Consider the following 16,846-nt stretch of genomic DNA (forward strand, 5'->3'; position numbering starts at 1 on the left):
GAGTGTCAGACCATCGCTTCGGGGACGGCGTGCGACGGAACGCTCTCGCGGGGCCCGGCATCGACTCCCGCTCCCACCAGTTCCGCGAGGACGGCGACCGCGTCCTCGATCTCCTCGGGGCTGCGGGAGAACGGGATGCGTTGGCACTCGTCGAAGGCGTATCCCGTCCCGAAGCGTGATCCGGGGGCGAGCAGCAGTCCGCGACCGCGGGCCGATTCCACCAGGTCCGTGGACCGGACGCCCGATGGCAGCGTGCACCACAGCGACAGTCCGCCGCGCGGCCGGTGGAACGTCCAGCCCGGCAGCGACCGCGTCACGGCCGCCATCGCCGTGTCGCGACCCGCCCGCAGCTGATCGGCGCGGTGCGCCACCACCGCGTCGTACTCGCCGAACAGTTCCACGGCCGTGTACTGATCCATCATCGACACCGAGAGCTGCCGCCTCGCGTAGGTCGTGGCCACGCGCGCCAGGTGCACCGGGTCCGCGCGCACCCACCCCACCCGCAGCCCGCCCCACACGGTCTTGCTCAACGATCCGACGGTGATGCAGGCGCGGTCCGGGACCGGTGCGCCGAACGGCTCGACGTCGGCGTCGCCGTCGAGACGGAGGTCGGCCGACGCCTCGTCCACCACGGTCACCACGGCGTGCCGATGCAGCGTGGCCGCGAGCCGACGCCGGGACGTCTCGGGCAACACCGCTCCGGACGGGTTGGAGTGGTCGGGCATCAGGTAGGCCAGTACCGGATCATGTTGCCGCGCAGCCCTGTCCATGTTCTCCACGAACGTGTCGGGATCATCCGGATCGATGGCCACCGGAACACACTTGCCACCCACGGCTCGCACCATGTCGATGGCGCCCGGGTAGGTCGGGTGTTCGGTCAGCACACGATTGCCCTGTTCGACGAAGGTGTCGATCACGGCGTGCAACGCATCGCTGGCGCCCGCGGTCACGAGAATCTGGTCGGCGCTGGTGGGGAGCCCGCGAGCGGAGTAGTACCGGGCGATCGCCTCGCGCAGTCGGCCCTCGCCGGTGGGTACGTAGCCGACGTGCAGTCCCGTCGTACTCAGCGCGCGGGCAGCAGCGTCGTAAGCGGGTCCCAGCAGGGCCGAGGCCGGCGGTGCGGCGTTGACGAACTCGAGCACGCCCGGTTGGGTGCCGCGCAGGATGCCGCCCCACGGCTGACTGTCCCCGCGCGGAACGACGAAGGTGCCCGCCCCGTGCACCGACACCGCGATGCCGTGTTCACGGAGTTCGCGATAGGCCGACGCGACCGTCACACGGCTGACCCCCAGCACCGACGCTAGGACGCGCTCCGCGGGCAGGCGGGCATCGGCGGCCACCGCGCCTTCCTCGACGAGACGGTGCAGTTCCTGCGCGAGTCCGAGGTACAGGGACCGAGTGTCCCGCGCGACGGCGGTCATGTCGATCGCGGCGGCGAGTGCGCGCGCCGACAACCCGTCGCGCAGCCGTGCGGGAGTGGATGCCATGCCGCCACTATGCCACAGTCCACTCGAGTCCAGTGGACTGCTCCACCAGGCCTATCGCCGGTCGAGACTCTGTCCATGATCGTCATCGGAACACTTCTGGCCCTGTCCACTCTCAGCATCGGGTTCGGCGCCGTCGCCGTCGCGGGCGGCGGTCGCCACTCTCTCGAGGGCCCACCGCGCAGTCGGCCCGTGTCCACCACCGGTCGATGAGGCTGCCGCGTCGCCTCCACTACTGTGGATCACATGTCGGGACGCACAGCGCGCACGGACGCGCTGATACTCGCCGGCGGACGCAGCTCACGGATGCAGGGAACCACCAAGCCTGCCGCGCTCGTGGACGGAGTCACCCTCGTCGATCGGGTGCTGGGAGCGACGTCGTTCTGCACCGTCACCGTCCTCGTCGGACCGGACGACGTGACTGCCGACCCGCCGGGACCGAGGCGTGTCCGCCGCACCCGCGAGGACCCGCCGTTCGGAGGCCCGGTACGTGCGTTGGCGGCCGGGCTGGCCGTCACCGTCGACGACGGTGACGGTCCGCGGGAGAACGACGTCGTGTTGACCCTGTCCGCCGACCTGCCGTACATCACCGAGCCTGCACTCCGACTGCTCGTGCGAGAACTGCTGCGAGACACGACAGTCGAAGCAGTGTTCGGAACCGACTCGACCGGTCGCACCCAGTACCTCGTGGGCGCCTGGCGTCGCGACGCCCTCGTTCGAGGCGTCACCGCCGCGCTCGCACGCTGTCCGGCGGACGCCGAGCGCGGCCCGTCCATCCGCCACGCCCTGCCGGACGTCGTGGGCACCGTGGCGCTCACCGGCATCGACGACGTGGACACGCCCACCGAACTCGCGGCCGTCCGCACCGCGTCGAGACGCCCCTCCGTCGAGGTGGCGCGCGTCCTCGTGGGGAGCAGACTCACCGCGATCACACCTCGTACCGCGTCCCTGGCCGACAGCCTCGGCGGCACGCTCGCGGAGCCGCTGATCGCCGCGCGCCCGTTTCCGAGCTTCGTCACGTCCGCGATGGACGGCTACGCCGTGCGCGGCGACGGACCCTGGCACGTCGACGACGCCGTGGTGGTCGCCGGCGCCACCGACGACGTCGTCCTCGACACCGGCCACGCGGTGCGCATCGCCACCGGCGCAGCGGTTCCGGCGGAGGCGGGCGTGGTACGCGACGAGTTCGTCGTTCTCGACGACGACGGTCTGCTCCACCGGTCGGACGGCGCACCCGTGCGCGACGACGCCCGCAGTGTCGCCGAGGACTGGGACGGCGGAAGCGAACTCGCGCCGGCGGGCACCGTCATCTCCCCCGCCGTCGTGTCGGCCGCGCTCTCTGCCGGCGTGATCCGGGCGTCGACGCGCCCCGCCCCGACCGTCCGACTCGTTCTCACGGGCGACGAGATCGGCGACGACACCGCGCCGGTGGCCGGGCGCATCCGCGACACCATCGGGCCGGTCATGCCGACGTACCTACGGTCGTGCGGGTTCGCACTCGCCGACGTCGCGCACTGCGCCGACACCGACGATGCCTTCGACGCGGCGATCCACGGCGGTGCGGACTCCGCACCGCCGGACGTCGTCGTCATCATCGGCGCGACCGGCGGCGGCGCCGCGGATCGACTGGACGACGCACTTCGACGTGCCGGAGCACACCGTGTCGTCGACGGACTCGCCTGTCGCCCCGGCGGTTCCGCCTCCGTCTCGGAGCTGCCCGGTCATCGCGTGGTCCTGGGTGTTCCCGGCAATCCGTATGCCGCCGTCACCACGGTGATGCTGCTCGGGCCCGCCATCGCCGCGGCCTTGACCGGACGGTCCGTCCCGATACCGCTGACCGGAACACTGGCAACCGAGGTCGATGCCGGTGACGTCACTCGAGCCCTGCCCGCGTCCTACCTCGGTGCGGGTACCTGGCGGTGCGAGAGCTCTGTGCGTACAGCACATCTCGCGGCGCTGGTGGGCCGTGACGGCATCGCCGTCGTCACTGCAGGCCGGAGTCCGGGCGCTCCCGTCGAGATCGTGCCGCTGCCGCAGAGATGACGTCGGCACCCTCGCGGTAGCGATCGACGAGCAGCTGCACCACTCCCCCGTGCAGCCCCAGCGGTTCGGTGACACCGTCCGCTCCAGCGGACCGCAACCTCGTGTGAAAGAGACCGGGCGCCAACAGGTACGAGGCGACGAAGACCTTCTCCCCGGTTGCCTTCAGAGTGGGGACCAGGTCTGCCGCGCGCGGCTCGCCCGTGGCGACGTAGGCGACGGTGACCGCCGATCCGGTGACGGCGGCGAGCTGATCCGCCGCGGTGTGCACGTCGTCGAGGGCCCGCACGTCGGAGGAGCCCGCCGCGGCGAGGACGATGCGATCGCCGGTCGTCCATCCGATCTGCTCGAGCCTGTCACGCAGTACCCGCGCCAGGTCGAGATCCGGGCCCAGTGCGCGGGTGACGTGGACGTCGTCGTGACCGCTCTCGGCGATCTCGCGGGGCACGTCCGCGTGCACGTGATAGCCCGAGGCCAGGAAGGCGGGCACGACCACGACGGGACCGTCGACATCGCGCAGAACCTCCGATGGAGTGGGTCCCAGCACGTCGACGAAGGCGACCCGCACCGGGCCCACGTGCGGAGCCACGGCGTCGGCCAGCGCGGCGATCACCTCGACGCCGGCGGGGTTGCGCGTGCCGTGCGCGACGAGGACGAGTCGAGGATCGCTCACGATGCCTCCCCCGTCCGGCCGAGGCCGCCGCCCGGAGCACTCGACACGGCGTCGATCAGGTCGTCCGCGCTGTCGTCGACGGCGAGGCGGTATCCCCGCTTGACGACGGTCTGGATCGCTCTGGGTGCGCCGAGCGCGGACCGCACTCGCGCCATGGCCGTCTCGACGGCATGGGTGTCGCCGCCCCCACCCGGCAGAGCGGCGAGCAGGTCCTCGCGGGAGATCACCTGTCCGGGACGGCGAGCGAGAGTCTTCAGCACGGCCATGCCCGCGGGTGACAGAGCCTTGGGTGTGCCGTCGACGACGACGCACGCGCCGAGAACGCGCAACTCGTGACCGCCGGCCCGGACGATGCCCGCTCGACGCGGAAGTTCGTCGGCGACGTGGCGCACGAGAGCTCCGACACGCGCCCGCGCGGGCGCCGTCGTGGGAACACCCAGTACGTCGAGCGGAGCGGAGGTCACGGGCCCGACGCACACGGCGAGCACCCGATCGCGGAACGACTGCAGCATCGGTTCCAGCACACCGTTCTCCTTGGCGCGCATCAACATCGAGGCCACGGCGGGGGCACTGGTGAAGGTCACCGCATCGAGGTCACCACACAGTACGGCCTCGATCATGCGGTCCATCGGTGCCGAGTCGTCGGGTTGCACCCAGCGGTAGACCGGAACCGGGATGACCGTCGCGCCGGCCTCCCGCAGCACCTCGCAGAAGTCCGGAACCGGCTCCCACTCGGTGGTGGCGCCGTGCAGTTGCACCGCGACGCGGACGCCGTCCACACCCTCCGCCAACAGATGTTCCAGCACCTCCGCGGACGACTCGGACTCCGGTGACCACTCCTCGCGCAGACCTGCTGCACGGATGGCTCCCTTGGCCTTCGGCCCACGGGCGAGGATGCGGGTGCCTTCGAGGGCCCGAGTGAGCTCCTCGGCGTCGCCCCACCCGTCGGCTGCCTCCATCCAGCCACGGAAACCGATGCCCGTGGTGGCCACGGTGACAGCCGGCGGAAACTCGATGATCTCGTGGGTACGACGACCGAGCTCCGCATCGTCCGACAGCGGAATGATCCTGATCGCCGGGGCGTGCACCACGTTCGCTCCGCGCCGCACCAGCAGCGAGGCCAGTTCGTCGGCGCGTCGAGCCGCGGTGACGCCCACGGTGAACCCCGCGAGGGGAGCGTCGGACGAGGTCGGCTGATCGATCACGGGGATGTCGTCTCCGTTCCACTTCTCGGCCGGACGGATGTGCCCGAGGTCTGGGTCGATGCGCCCGAGGGCTGGGCGGACACTGCGACGACGCCGTCGATCACGGTGACCTCGTGTACCGCCAAGGTCGTGTCCGGGTCGTCGAGGCAACGGCCGTCCACCAGCGAGAATACCTGCTTGAGCAACGGCGACGCGACGGTCGGCTCGCCGCCGCGGTCCCCGACCAGTCCGCGCGACATCACGGCGGCCCGTCCGAAGGGGTCGATGTTGCTCACGGCGAACAGCTCCTCGTCGCCGGTGCGGAACAACGCCACCTGCGCCCCGGAGGGCAGCAACACGGCGACTCCCCGACCCGGAGTGAGTTCCGAGAGTGCGAGCGCGGTGATCCACTCGTCGGTGTCGCCGCTGGTCACGGTCGTGGAATGGCGAGGTGCTGAGTCGATGACAGTCATGGTGGTCCTCCCTGGGGACAGTTCTACGGGGCTGGTGTTACTCGGCCGTTACGGCGACATGACGGGCCACATCTCGGTCGGCCTCCGGCCTTCCCGGCCACATCTCGGCCGGCCTCCGGCCTTCCCGGCCACTCACCCGACCGGAACGGACGGCATCCCCATCAGGACCGGAACCTTGCGGGCACCGGACTCGTCGAACGAGACGGTAGGGTCGGACTCCTCCGGGGCGTTGACGAACGAGACGAAGCGCGCGAGCTTGGTCTCGTCCTCCAACACACCCCGCCACTCGTCCCTGTAGCCCTCGACGTGCGACGCCATCGCTGCCTCGAGGTCCGCGGCGATACCCAGGCTGTCCTCGCACACGACGGCGCGCAGGTGGTCGAGTCCGCCCTCGAGACTCTCGACCCACGGCGCCGTGCGCTGCAGGCGGTCCGCCGTGCGCACGTAGAACATGAGGTACCGGTCGATGTACCGGACGAGGGTGGTGTCGTCCAGCCCCGACGCGAGGAGTTGCGCGTGCTTGGGCGACTGCCCACCGTTGCCGCCGACGTACAGGTTCCACCCACTCTCGGTCGCGATGATGCCGACGTCCTTGCCGCGCGCCTCGGCGCATTCGCGGGCGCAGCCGGACACACCGAACTTGATCTTGTGCGGGGACCGCAGACCCCGGTAGCGCTTCTCGAGGTCGACGGCCATGCCCACGGAGTCCTGCACGCCATAGCGACACCATGTCGACCCGACGCAACTCTTCACGGTGCGCAACGACTTCCCGTAGGCCTGACCCGACTCCATGCCGGCGTCGACCAGTCGCTTCCAGATGGCGGGGAGCTGCTCCACGCGCGCGCCGAACATGTCGATGCGCTGACCACCCGTCACCTTGGTGTACAGACCGAAGTCGCGTGCCACCTCACCGATGACGATCAATTGTTCGGGAGTGCACTCTCCACCCGGCATCCGCGGCACGACGGAGTAGGTGCCGTTCTTCTGGATGTTGGCGAGGAAGTGATCGTTGGTGTCCTGCAGTGCAGCCTGCTCACCGTCGAGGATGTGTTCCGAGGACGTGGACGCCAGGATCGAGGCCACGACCGGCTTGCAGATGTCGCAGCCGGCGCCGCGGCCGTGAGCGGCGACGAGACCGGAGAACGTGCGGATGCCCGCGCCGGCGACGATCTCGAACAGTTCTCGCCTCGACTGGGAGAAGTGCTCGCACAGGGCCTTCGACATGACCACGCCCGACGCGGCGAGCAACTGCTTGATCGTGGGGAGACAGCCACCGCACGTGGTGCCGGCGTCGGTGCAGGACTTGACCGAGGCGATGTCGCAGGCGCCCGCAGCGATGGCCGAGCAGATGGTCCCCTTGTCCACACCGTTGCACGAGCACACCTCGGCATCGTCGGGAAGCGCTCCGGCGCCGAGCTTCTCGCCGCTCGGCGAGATCAGTGCAGCCGGATCGCCCGGGAGTTCGCGGCCGACGAGCGGGCGCAGCGTCGCGTACGCCGACGCGTCCCCCACGAGGATGCCGCCGAGCAGAGTCCTCGCGTCGTCCGACAGCACGAGCTTGGCGTAGGTGCCCTTCGCGGCATCGTTGAGTACCACCTCGAGTGCGCCCTCGGTGGCGCCCATCGCGTCCCCGAAACTGGCGACGTCGACACCGAGCAGTTTGAGCTTGGTCGAGAGGTCCGCGCCCGGGAACTCGGCGGTACCGCCGACGAGCCGATCGGCGACGACCTCCGCGCTGGAGTACCCCGGAGCGACGAGGCCGTAGCACCGGCCCTCGATGGCCGCACACTCGCCGATGGCGTAGATCGCGGGATCCTCGGTACGGCAACCGATGTCGGTGAGGATGCCACCACGCTCGCCGACCGGGAGGCCGCTGGTGCGAGCGAGAGCGTCCTGCGGGCGGACACCCGCCGAGAACACCAGCAGGGCGGCGTCGATGACGCTGCCGTCCGCCAGAGTGACGTCGATGCCGTGATCGTTCTCGGCGATGGCCGAGGTGCCGACACCCGCGTGGACAGTGACACCGAGCTCGGTGACGAGCTTCGCCAGGACCGCACCGCCGCCCTCGTCGACCTGCAGCGGCATCAGTCGCGGCGCGAATTCCACCACGTGCGGCGTCATGCCCATCTGCTTCAGGGCGTTCGCGGCCTCGAGACCGAGCAGGCCGCCGCCGACGACCACCCCCACCGCGCCGGGGCCGGCCGCGTCGGCGCAGGTGCGGATGCGATCCAGGTCGTCGATCGTGCGATAGACGAAGCAGCGATCGAGGTCGTGCCCCGCGATGGGCGGGACGAACGGGTAGGACCCCGTGGCCATGACCAGCGCGTCGTACGGCACCGCTGCACCGTCCGAGGTGGTGACCACCCGAGCCTCGCGGTCGATCGACTCGGCCCGCACGCCGGTACGGAGGGTCACCGCGGTGTCCGCGACATAGTCGTTGCCCGCCAACGCGAGTTCCTTGTGGTCCCAGGCGCCGACGTAGGACGAGAGCCCGACGCGGTCGTAGGCGGGGAGGGCCTCCTCGCACAGGACGGTGACGGACCACTCGCCGGCCGTGTCGCGTGCGCGCAGCGCCTCGACGAACCGGTGGCCCACCATTCCGTGTCCCACCACCACGGCTGTGCGGTGAGCGGTCTGGTCGGTCATGACAATCTCCTCGGGAAACGGTGAACGGGTGGTGTGACTCGGGTCGGTCATGCGGTGACCGGGAAGGCCGGAGGCCGGTCGTTGTCGGGGACCGGGAAGGCCGGAGGCCGGTCGTTGTCGGGGACGGGATCCGCTCGGTGCAGCCAGTCGCAAAGGCCGTCGACGACGCCCACGCAGCTACCGCAACCGGTGGTGGCGCGGGTCTTCTCGGCCATGGCCTCGGGGGTGTGGGCACCGCCGCGCCACGCGCTGACCAAGTGCTTCTTGGTGACGGTGTTGCAGCGGCAGATCACGGCTGCGTCGGGCATTGTCGACGGGTTGGCGCTCTCGGTGGGTCCACCGACGAGGTGCCCGAGCAGCAGGGTCATACGGTCGACGGGGACGAGCGATCCGCCGTCGAAGTACTGGCTGAGCGTTCCGACGACTTCCGGGTTGCCGAGCATCACCGCGCCGACCAGGCGGTCCTTGCGGACGACGACCTTCGCGTACCGGCCGCGGGTGGGGTCGCTCATGACCAGGACCTCGGACTCGGTGTCGTTCGGGTCGACGTCGATCTCGCCCATCGAGGCGAGGTCGACGTCGTGCGCCTTGAGGCGGGTGATCTGCGCGGTGCCGTGGTACTCGGCGCGGGACGCGCTGCCGCACAGCTGGTCCGCGACCACCCCGGCCATCTCCCAGGCGGGCTGGACCAGGCCGTAGACCTCACCGCGGTGCTGGGCGCACTCGCCGATCGCGCGGATGTGCGGGTCGGAGGTGCGCAGGTCGTCGTCGACGACGACAGCGCGGTCGACGTCGAGCCCGGCCGCGACGGCGAGGTCGATGTTCGGACGGATCCCGGCCGCGACGACGACCAGGTCGGCGGGCAACGCGCTGCCGTCGGACAACACGAGTTCGCGCGCGCCGTCGGGCGCGGTACGCAGAGCCTCGGCCCGAGCGCCCAGCGCCACGTCCATCCCCAGCTCTCGCAACACTCGGGTCAGTACGGCGCCGCCACCGGCGTCCATCTGCTTCTCCATCGGATACGCGCGGGGGTGGACGATGGTGACGTCCGATCCGCGCATGAGGGCGCCGCGTGCGGCTTCGATGCCGAGAAGCCCGGCGCCGATCACGACGACGCGGGAACCGGGTCCCGTTGCTGCGGTGATGGCGTCGCAGTCGGCGAGAGTGCGGAACGCCACCACACCGTCCGCGGGGTGACCGTCCGCGTCGGTCATGCCGGGCGCGGGCGGCAGGAAGGACCGCGACCCGGTGGCGAGGACGAGCGTGTCGTAGGTGTCCGTGGACCCGTCCGAGCGCGTGATCGTGCGGCGCTCGCGATCGATCGACGTGACCGCGACCCCGATGTGCGTCTCCAGACCGTTGCGCTCGCACCAGTTCTCGGGCTTGATTCGAGTGTCCCTCGGGGTCAGGTGCCCGGCGACCACGTTGGAGAGCAGGATGCGGTTGTACGCGGCGTGATTCTCGTCGCCGTAGACGACCACCTGGACGCGGGCCGCATCCGCGTCGCGTCGGTGGATCTCCTCCTGCAACCGGGCACCGGCGAGGCCGTTCCCGACCACGACCACGCGATGAGGTGCACTCATGCGGTCTCCCCGTCCGTCGCGCCGACCACGTGCGCGGCGATGCGCACCGCGCAGACCTTGAACTCGGGCATCCGGCTGGTGGGATCGAGTGCCGGGTTGGTCACGAGGTTGGCGCGCGCCGCATCGGCGAAGTGGAACGGCAGGAACACCGTGTCGAGCCGCATCGACGCGTCGCACCGCACGCGGGCGACGACCGTTCCGCGGCGCGAGACGACGTCCGCGTCGTCGCCGTCCTCGAGCCCCGCGCGACCGGCGGTGTCCGGGTGGACCTGGACGAACATCGGGCCTGCCGCCTCCGACAGGGACGGCACGCGCCGGGTCTGCGCACCGGACTGGTAGTGCGTGAGCACCCGCCCCGTCGTCGCGAGGAGAGGAAAGTCGGCGTCGGTGGGTTCTGCGGGCCCGACCTGGTCGACCGTGACGAAACGTGCTCGCCCGGTAGGTGTCTCGAAACAATCGAGGAACAGTCTCGGTGTGCCGCCGTGCGTCTCCGACGGTACCGGCCAGTGCAGCGCCTCCCCGGCGTCGAGACGCTCGTAGGTCACGCCCGAGTAGTCGGCGATGCCACCGCGGGACGCTCGGCGCAACTCCTCGAACACCGTCCGTGCGTCGCGGGGGAAGCGGTCGGCGGGCTGGCCCAGGCGAACGGCGAGATCGGCGAGGATGTCGAGCTCCCCGCGCGCGCCCTCGGGAGCGTCCACGGCCCTGCGCCGGCGCAGGATGCGGCCCTCGAGAGAGGTCATGGTGCCCTCCTCCTCGGCCCACTGCAGCGTCGGCAGCACCACGTCGGCCATCGCGGCAGTCTCGGAGAGCACGAAATCGGTGACGACGAGCATCTCGAGTGAGGCGAGCCGATCGACGACGTGACCGGCCCACGGGGCCGAGACGGCGATGTTCGAGCCGTGCACCATGAGCGCGCGGGGACCACCGGGGGTGCCGAGGGCGTCGAGCAGTTCATAGGCGCTCAGTCCCGCACCCGGGAGTGCGGACTCCTCGATACCCCAGAGGGCGGAGATGTGTTCACGCGCTGCGGGATCGGTGATCTTGCGGTATCCGGGAAGCTGGTCCGCCTTCTGCCCGTGCTCGCGTCCGCCCTGTCCGTTGCCCTGGCCGGTGATGCAGCCGTATCCGGTTCCGTGTCGTCCGCACAGCCCCAGCACGAGAGAGAGTCCGATGACGGCCGAGACCGTGTCGGTTCCGGACGCGTGCTGTTCGGCTCCACGGGCGGTGAGCACGTAGGCGCCCGTACCCGCGTCCCGTGACTGCGCCAGCAACCGCACCGTCTCCCGCAGGCGAGCGACGGGAACGCCGGTGACGCGCTCGGTCCGCTCCGGCCACCACTGCGCCGCCGCCGTCCAGAACTCGTCGAAACCCTCGGTGCGTGAGTCGATGTAGTCGCGATCGGCGTACCCCTCGACCACTGCCAGGTGCACCAGGCCCAGTGCGAGCGCCAGGTCGGTGCCCGGCGACAGTTGCAGGTGCACTCCGCCGGCGGACACCGCCCGGTCCACCGTCGCGGTGCGCCGTGGGTCGGCGACGATGAGCCCGCCCGCGTCGGCGGCGGTCCGGAGATGCTGCACGAAGGGGGGCATCGTCTCCGCGACGTTGCCGCCCAGCACCAGCACGGCCCGCGCGGAACCGATGTCCGCCAACGGGAACGGCAGTCCTCGGTCGATTCCGAACGACTTGTTGCCGGCGGCCGCGGCCGACGACATGCAGAACCGCCCGTTGTAGTCGATGTTCGACGTGCCCAGCGCGACACGGGCGAACTTGCCGAGCATGTAAGACTTCTCGTTGGTCAGCCCGCCCGCCCCGAAGATCCCGACCGCGTCGGCGCCGTGCTCGGCCCGGACGCGTCGAAGCGTCGTGGCCACCGCGTCGAGTGCGGCGTCCCAGGTCGTCGGGACGAGTTCCCCGTCGACACGCACCAGTGGTGTGGTGAGCCTGCCGGGCACTCGCAGCACCTCGGCGGCGGTCCACCCCTTCTGGCAGAGACCACCCTTGTTGGTCGGGAACTGGCGGGCCTCGATCCCGGCGCTCGCTGCATCCGTGCCGGTGACGGTCATCGCGCACTGCAGCCCGCAGTACGGGCAGTGCGTCGCCGTTCCTGCTCGGATGGCCGGTGGCCGAAGGGTCTCCGGCACGGATGCAGCGACGGTCATACGGTGACCACGTCCTGCTCGTTCGCGGTACGCGCGCCGGATCGGCGGAGGTACACGGCCCACGTGGCCGCGGCGCAGAGGACGTAGAAGACGAGGAAGACCCAGAAGGCGGACGTCGCCGACTTCTCCGCGCCCGAGTACGACGCGCGCAGGACCAGGTTGATGCCCACTCCACCGAGCGCGCCGATCGCACCGGCGATACCGATGAGCGCACCGGACATCCGGCGGGACCACGCGGCCTGCTCGGTGGCCGACATCCCCACCAGCAACGTCGACTTCGACGCGAAGATCGCCGGGATCATCTTGTAGACGGAGCCGTTACCGAGCCCCGAGAGCACGAACAGCAGGATGAAGCCGACGACGTAGAACACCATCATCGATCCGGTCGCCGCTCCGGCCGTGGCGTCGTCCGTCATCGACGTCGCGACGAGGATGCCGGCGGAGAAGATCATCGCGACGAAGGTGTACATCGTGATGCGGCCGCCGCCGACGCGGTCGGCGAACTTGCCGCCGATCGGTCGGGACAGGGAACCGAGGAGCGGGCCGATGAACGCGATCTGAGCGGCGTGCAGGGAGGCCTGTGCCTGCATGGCCGGGGTGACCGCACCCCCGTCGGCCAGACCGGCGAGGAAGTTGATCTGCAGGATCTGCCCGAACGCGAAGCTGTAACCGATGAACGACCCGAACGTACCGATGTAGAGGAACGCGATCCACCACGAGTCGGAGAAGCGCAGCACGTCGATCATGGAGCGGCCGTTGGTCTTCTGGTTGTCCAGGTTGTCCATGTACAGGGCCGCGCCCACGGCGGCGACCGCGATCAGGACGAGGTAGACGGCGCACACGATCTCGGGTGCGGTGTTGCCCACCGTCGCGATGACGAGGAGCCCGATGAGTTGGATGACGGGGACACCGATGTTGCCGCCGCCTGCGTTCAGTCCGAGGGCCCACCCCTTCTCACGCTGGGGATAGAAGGCGTTGATGTTGGTCATCGAGGAGGCGAAGTTGCCGCCGCCCAGTCCCGCGAACGCGGCCACGACGAGATACGTCGTGTACGAGGCGGGATTCATCATGAAGTACAGCGTCAGAACGGTCGGGATCAGCAGCACGAGGGCGCTGAAGATCGTCCAGTTACGGCCGCCGAACTTCGCGGTGGCGAACGTGTACGGGATCCGCAGGATGGCGCCGACCAATGTCGGCACGGCCACCAGGAAGAACTTCCCGGCCGGGTCGATGCCGTACTGCGCCATCGGCATGAAGAGCACCATCACGGACCAGATGGACCAGATGGAGAAGCCGACGTGCTCCGCGACGACGGACCAGATCAGGTTGCGGCGGGCGATGTGCTTGCCGCCGGCCTCCCAGGCCTCGACGTCCTCCGCGTCCCAGTTCGTGATGTGGTGCTTACGAGCGACTGCACCGGGGGCACCGGTGGGCGCCGTGGCAGCGCCGGTATCCGACAAGCTGGTCACGAGTGGCCTCCTGATCTCTGGGGAAGCCCAAAGATAGGAAAACCATGTTGCGGGGGCGCTGCACGCTGTGACCCGTGCGTGAACTTGACCTCACGTCCGTGTTTCCGGGTCGGTGAGGGTCTGGTTCGTGAGGGTCAGGGTCGCGACTGAGCCTGGCGGACGGGCCCGTCCTCGAGGACGCGCGGACGGCAGGCGGCCTTGGCGGCGACCAGCAGCACGGCGATGCCGCACGTGAGGAACGCGAACGACCACTCCCAGCCCCCGGTGTTCTCGTGCAGCACACCGAAGAGAATGGGGCCGGCGCAGGCGATCGTGTACCCGACTCCCTGCGTGAAGCCGGACAGGGATGCCGAGCCGACGGCCGTGCGCGTGCGCAGATTGATGAGCGTGAGCGACATCGGGAACGTCGTCGGACCTGCACCGACCAACACCAGCCACAGCACCGTGCCCGTCGCGGGCGCCCACAGCAGGCCGGCGAAGCCTGCGAGATAGCAGACCGCGCAGCCGATGACGATGGGATAGGGGTCGATCATCCGACTGGTGAAGGACGGCGCGAGCAGGGAACCCGCGAGACCGACCGCGGCGAACACCCCGAGCGAGGCACCGGCGGCACCCTCGCTGATGCCGGCCTCGACCAGGAGGGAGGGCAGCCACGTCAGCATCGAGTACGTGACCATGGACGTCATCGCGAACATGCCGGCCATCCCCCAGCCGAGCGAGGTGCGCCAGACCGGGACGGGCGGCGCCACCGGCTGGGCCGACGGCTCGGTGAGCGGCCCGTCGAGCTCGGCCTCCACGGCGGCGTCCTGCGCCGGAGACTCCGCACCGCGCACCGCGGGGGCGGCGGGGCGAGTGCGTCGCGTCAGCACGATGGCCGTCCACGGCACCACGGCGGCGACGGCGGCCACACCCCACATCGCGAGCGACCAGCGCCACCCGACCGCGTCGGCGACGGGGACCGCCGTGAGCGACGGGACGATGGTGCCCAGCTGCAGGAGGCAGATGTAGACGGTGCTCATCATGGCGAGCCGGTCGGAGAAGTAGCGCTTGACCAGCGGCGGGATGACCACGTTGCCGATACCCATACCGGCCAGGGCGACCGCCGAGAGCAGCGCCAGCGACCCGAGCCCGGGGGCGAACGCCCGCGCGAAGATGCCGACACCGGTCAGAGCCGCCGCGGCGAGTGCCGTCCGTTCGAGTCCGAGACGAGTCGCGATGACCGGGGTGAGCACGCCGAACAGCGCGAACATCGCGGTCGGGAGCATCCCGAGGAGCCCGATGGCGCCGGCGCCGAACCCGAGGTCGTCGCCGATCCGGGGGAACAGCGGCGACACCGAGGTGACCGCTGCCCGAAGTGTGAACGCGGACAAGATGAGTGCCGCGAACACCAACAGCCGTCCCTGCAGTGTCGAGCGTGACTCGGGCTCGGCAGTGGTGGCGGTCGCAGTCATGGGACGAATCATAGGATGATCCGACCTGTCTGGCAAAGGACTATTAGACTGGCCGAGACCGACACCACACGAGAGAAAGACACTGACGTGCAACCCGTACGCCGACAGAGCCTCATCGGGCAGGTCACCGACCAGTTACGAGGCGAGATCGAGTCCGGGACGTGGGCCGTCGGTACGCGGATACCCACAGAACCGGAGTTGACCGAGCTGACCGGCACGGGACGCAACACCGTTCGCGAGGCCGTCCAGGCGCTGGTGCACGCGGGCATGCTCGAGCGGCGCCAGGGATCGGGCACCTACGTGCTCGCGTCGTCGGAGATGCCGTCGGCCCTCGGCAAGTACTTCTCGTCCGCGCGGCGACGCGACGTCCTGGAGCTGCGGCGGGCGCTCGACATCACCGCGGCCACACTGGCCGCCGAGCGGCGGACCGACGAGGACGTCCGGATGCTCGAGGACACCCTGGCGCATCGGACCGCACTGTGGGACGTCGACCGCACCCGGGCCCTGCATCTCGACGTGTCCCTGCACCGTGCCATCGTCGCGGCCAGCCACAACAGCATCTACCTGGAGGTCTACGACTTCCTGCTCCCCAGTATCGAGGAGACCATCCTCGACCACGACGCCGATTCCGACCGTGCGTTCCACGAGGAGCACGCGGCCCTGGTTCGAGCGGTCGTGTCCGGGGACGCCGACGCGGCGGCCACCGCCGCACGCTGCTTCTTCACCGAGCTCGCCGCGGACGGTGCCGATGATCGGGACACCGACGCACTGCCGACCGACTAGAGGATCAGGCGCACCAGATCGGCGGTACGGGCCAGACCGGGAAACGCCTCGGCGGTCGAGCGCGGATGCAGAGCGTGCACCGCGAGGCGGAACATCACCGCCCGCAACAACATCTGCGGCCACTCGGGGAGGTCCTCCCAGCGGCCGATGAGCCCGTCGTCCGCGCCGCCCCAGGAGAGCGCGTCGACGACCACCACGGCCGCGGCCCACGATGCGGGGCGCCAGTACGGGGTGATGTCGGTGATACCGGGAGCCTGCACGCCGTCGAACAGCACCGTGCCGAACAGATCTCCGTGCACCAACTGGTCGGGCTCGCGCACCGGCCGACGCAGGGTGGCCAGCTGACCGATCACCTCGACACTGCGCACACCGTCCGGCGACGTCGGCTCCACCGCTCCCCCGGCACGGGCGGAGCGGAACGGAACCTGTTCCCACGCAGCACGATCAGCGGCGACGAACACGTCCACGTCACTCCACGGCGCGACCGGCGTCTGCGTCAGGAACCGCGGTTTCTCGAGCTGCGACGTCGCGACGTGCAGCCGGGTCGCCAGCGAGACGACCTCGTCGTGGCGGGGTTCGGGAACCCCCTCGATGTACGTGTCCGCGCGCCATCCGGACACGACGTAGCGGCCGTCGGTCGACCGCACCGGCCGTGCGAGCCGAACCCCCTCCACCGCAAGGGTTTCGCGCACCTTCGCCGACCAGGCACCGCGGGCGTGATCGGCCACCGGGGACAGGACGACGTCACCGAGACGCCAACCGCCGTCCCAGTCCGCTCCCAGAGCCACCGGCGCGACGTCTCGGAGCCCGAACGTGCCGATGACGTGCTGGGGAGGTTCCGCCGATGTCATGACGGCCACCGTACCGCCGCCACGGTGCGAGTCCGCAGACCCCGGTG

The 16,846-nt window shown here is 70.2% G+C and carries 13 protein-coding genes; 3 read left to right on the top strand and 10 right to left on the bottom strand.

Annotated features, from left to right (window positions below; translation table 11 throughout):
- Positions 1-5: 5 nt before the first annotated feature.
- Positions 6-1,487 carry an aminotransferase-like domain-containing protein gene (locus J4E04_RS12455; protein ID WP_490148704.1) on the bottom strand — a complete coding sequence of 494 codons (1,482 nt, stop codon included), beginning with the start codon at positions 1,485-1,487 and terminating at the stop codon, positions 6-8.
- Positions 1,488-1,562: 75 nt separating this feature from the next.
- Here J4E04_RS12455 and J4E04_RS12460 point away from each other — a divergent pair, with 75 nt between their 5' ends.
- Entirely contained in the window at positions 1,563-1,697 is a 135-nt protein-coding gene (locus tag J4E04_RS12460) for a hypothetical protein (protein WP_261769634.1), read from the top strand.
- A 33-nt stretch (positions 1,698-1,730) separates the two neighbouring features.
- On the top strand, positions 1,731-3,527 hold the full coding sequence (locus J4E04_RS12465; RefSeq protein WP_490148705.1) for an NTP transferase domain-containing protein: 1,797 nt from the start codon (positions 1,731-1,733) through the stop codon (positions 3,525-3,527).
- Here J4E04_RS12465 and J4E04_RS12470 read toward each other — a convergent pair.
- The 8 genes from J4E04_RS12470 to J4E04_RS12505 form a co-directional block, all read right to left on the bottom strand.
- Positions 3,469-4,197: a sirohydrochlorin chelatase gene (locus tag J4E04_RS12470; RefSeq protein WP_082544648.1), complete on the bottom strand. Its 729-nt coding sequence runs from the start codon at positions 4,195-4,197 to the stop codon at positions 3,469-3,471. The two genes, J4E04_RS12465 and J4E04_RS12470, sit on opposite strands and share 59 nt — an antisense overlap.
- Positions 4,194-5,399, bottom strand: coding sequence for a uroporphyrinogen-III synthase (locus J4E04_RS12475; protein WP_490150549.1), 1,206 nt, complete (start codon positions 5,397-5,399; stop codon positions 4,194-4,196). The genes J4E04_RS12470 and J4E04_RS12475 overlap by 4 nt, the downstream gene beginning before the upstream one ends.
- On the bottom strand, positions 5,399-5,854 hold the full coding sequence (gene nirD / locus J4E04_RS12480; RefSeq protein ID WP_051613601.1) for a nitrite reductase small subunit NirD: 456 nt from the start codon (positions 5,852-5,854) through the stop codon (positions 5,399-5,401). Before nirD ends, J4E04_RS12475 begins: the two co-directional genes overlap by 1 nt.
- Before the next feature lie 132 nt (positions 5,855-5,986).
- Entirely contained in the window at positions 5,987-8,500 is a 2,514-nt protein-coding gene (gene nirB / locus J4E04_RS12485; RefSeq protein WP_490148706.1) for a nitrite reductase large subunit NirB, read from the bottom strand.
- 47 nt (positions 8,501-8,547) lie between these two features.
- A complete protein-coding gene (locus J4E04_RS12490) occupies positions 8,548-10,083 on the bottom strand; it encodes an FAD-dependent oxidoreductase (protein ID WP_490148707.1) in 1,536 nt (511 codons plus the stop codon).
- Positions 10,080-12,245 carry a molybdopterin oxidoreductase family protein gene (locus J4E04_RS12495; RefSeq protein WP_490148708.1) on the bottom strand — a complete coding sequence of 722 codons (2,166 nt, stop codon included), beginning with the start codon at positions 12,243-12,245 and terminating at the stop codon, positions 10,080-10,082. The genes J4E04_RS12490 and J4E04_RS12495 overlap by 4 nt, the downstream gene beginning before the upstream one ends.
- Complete coding sequence (locus tag J4E04_RS12500; RefSeq protein WP_373425225.1) at positions 12,242-13,714, bottom strand: nitrate/nitrite transporter; 1,473 nt, start codon at positions 13,712-13,714, stop codon at positions 12,242-12,244. The genes J4E04_RS12495 and J4E04_RS12500 overlap by 4 nt, the downstream gene beginning before the upstream one ends.
- Before the next feature lie 134 nt (positions 13,715-13,848).
- Positions 13,849-15,165: an MFS transporter gene (locus J4E04_RS12505; RefSeq protein ID WP_490148709.1), complete on the bottom strand. Its 1,317-nt coding sequence runs from the start codon at positions 15,163-15,165 to the stop codon at positions 13,849-13,851.
- An 87-nt stretch (positions 15,166-15,252) separates the two neighbouring features.
- Between J4E04_RS12505 and J4E04_RS12510 the strand changes: the two genes are divergently transcribed.
- Positions 15,253-15,948, top strand: coding sequence for a FadR/GntR family transcriptional regulator (locus tag J4E04_RS12510; protein WP_222650431.1), 696 nt, complete (start codon positions 15,253-15,255; stop codon positions 15,946-15,948).
- On the opposite strand, the gene J4E04_RS12515 is transcribed toward J4E04_RS12510, so the two are convergent.
- Positions 15,945-16,799, bottom strand: a complete 855-nt coding sequence (locus J4E04_RS12515; protein ID WP_027506841.1) for a TIGR02569 family protein — start codon at positions 16,797-16,799, stop codon at positions 15,945-15,947. The two genes, J4E04_RS12510 and J4E04_RS12515, sit on opposite strands and share 4 nt — an antisense overlap.
- Positions 16,800-16,846 lie beyond the last annotated feature (47 nt).

The organism is Rhodococcus sp. NFXS4, assembly GCF_058139645.1.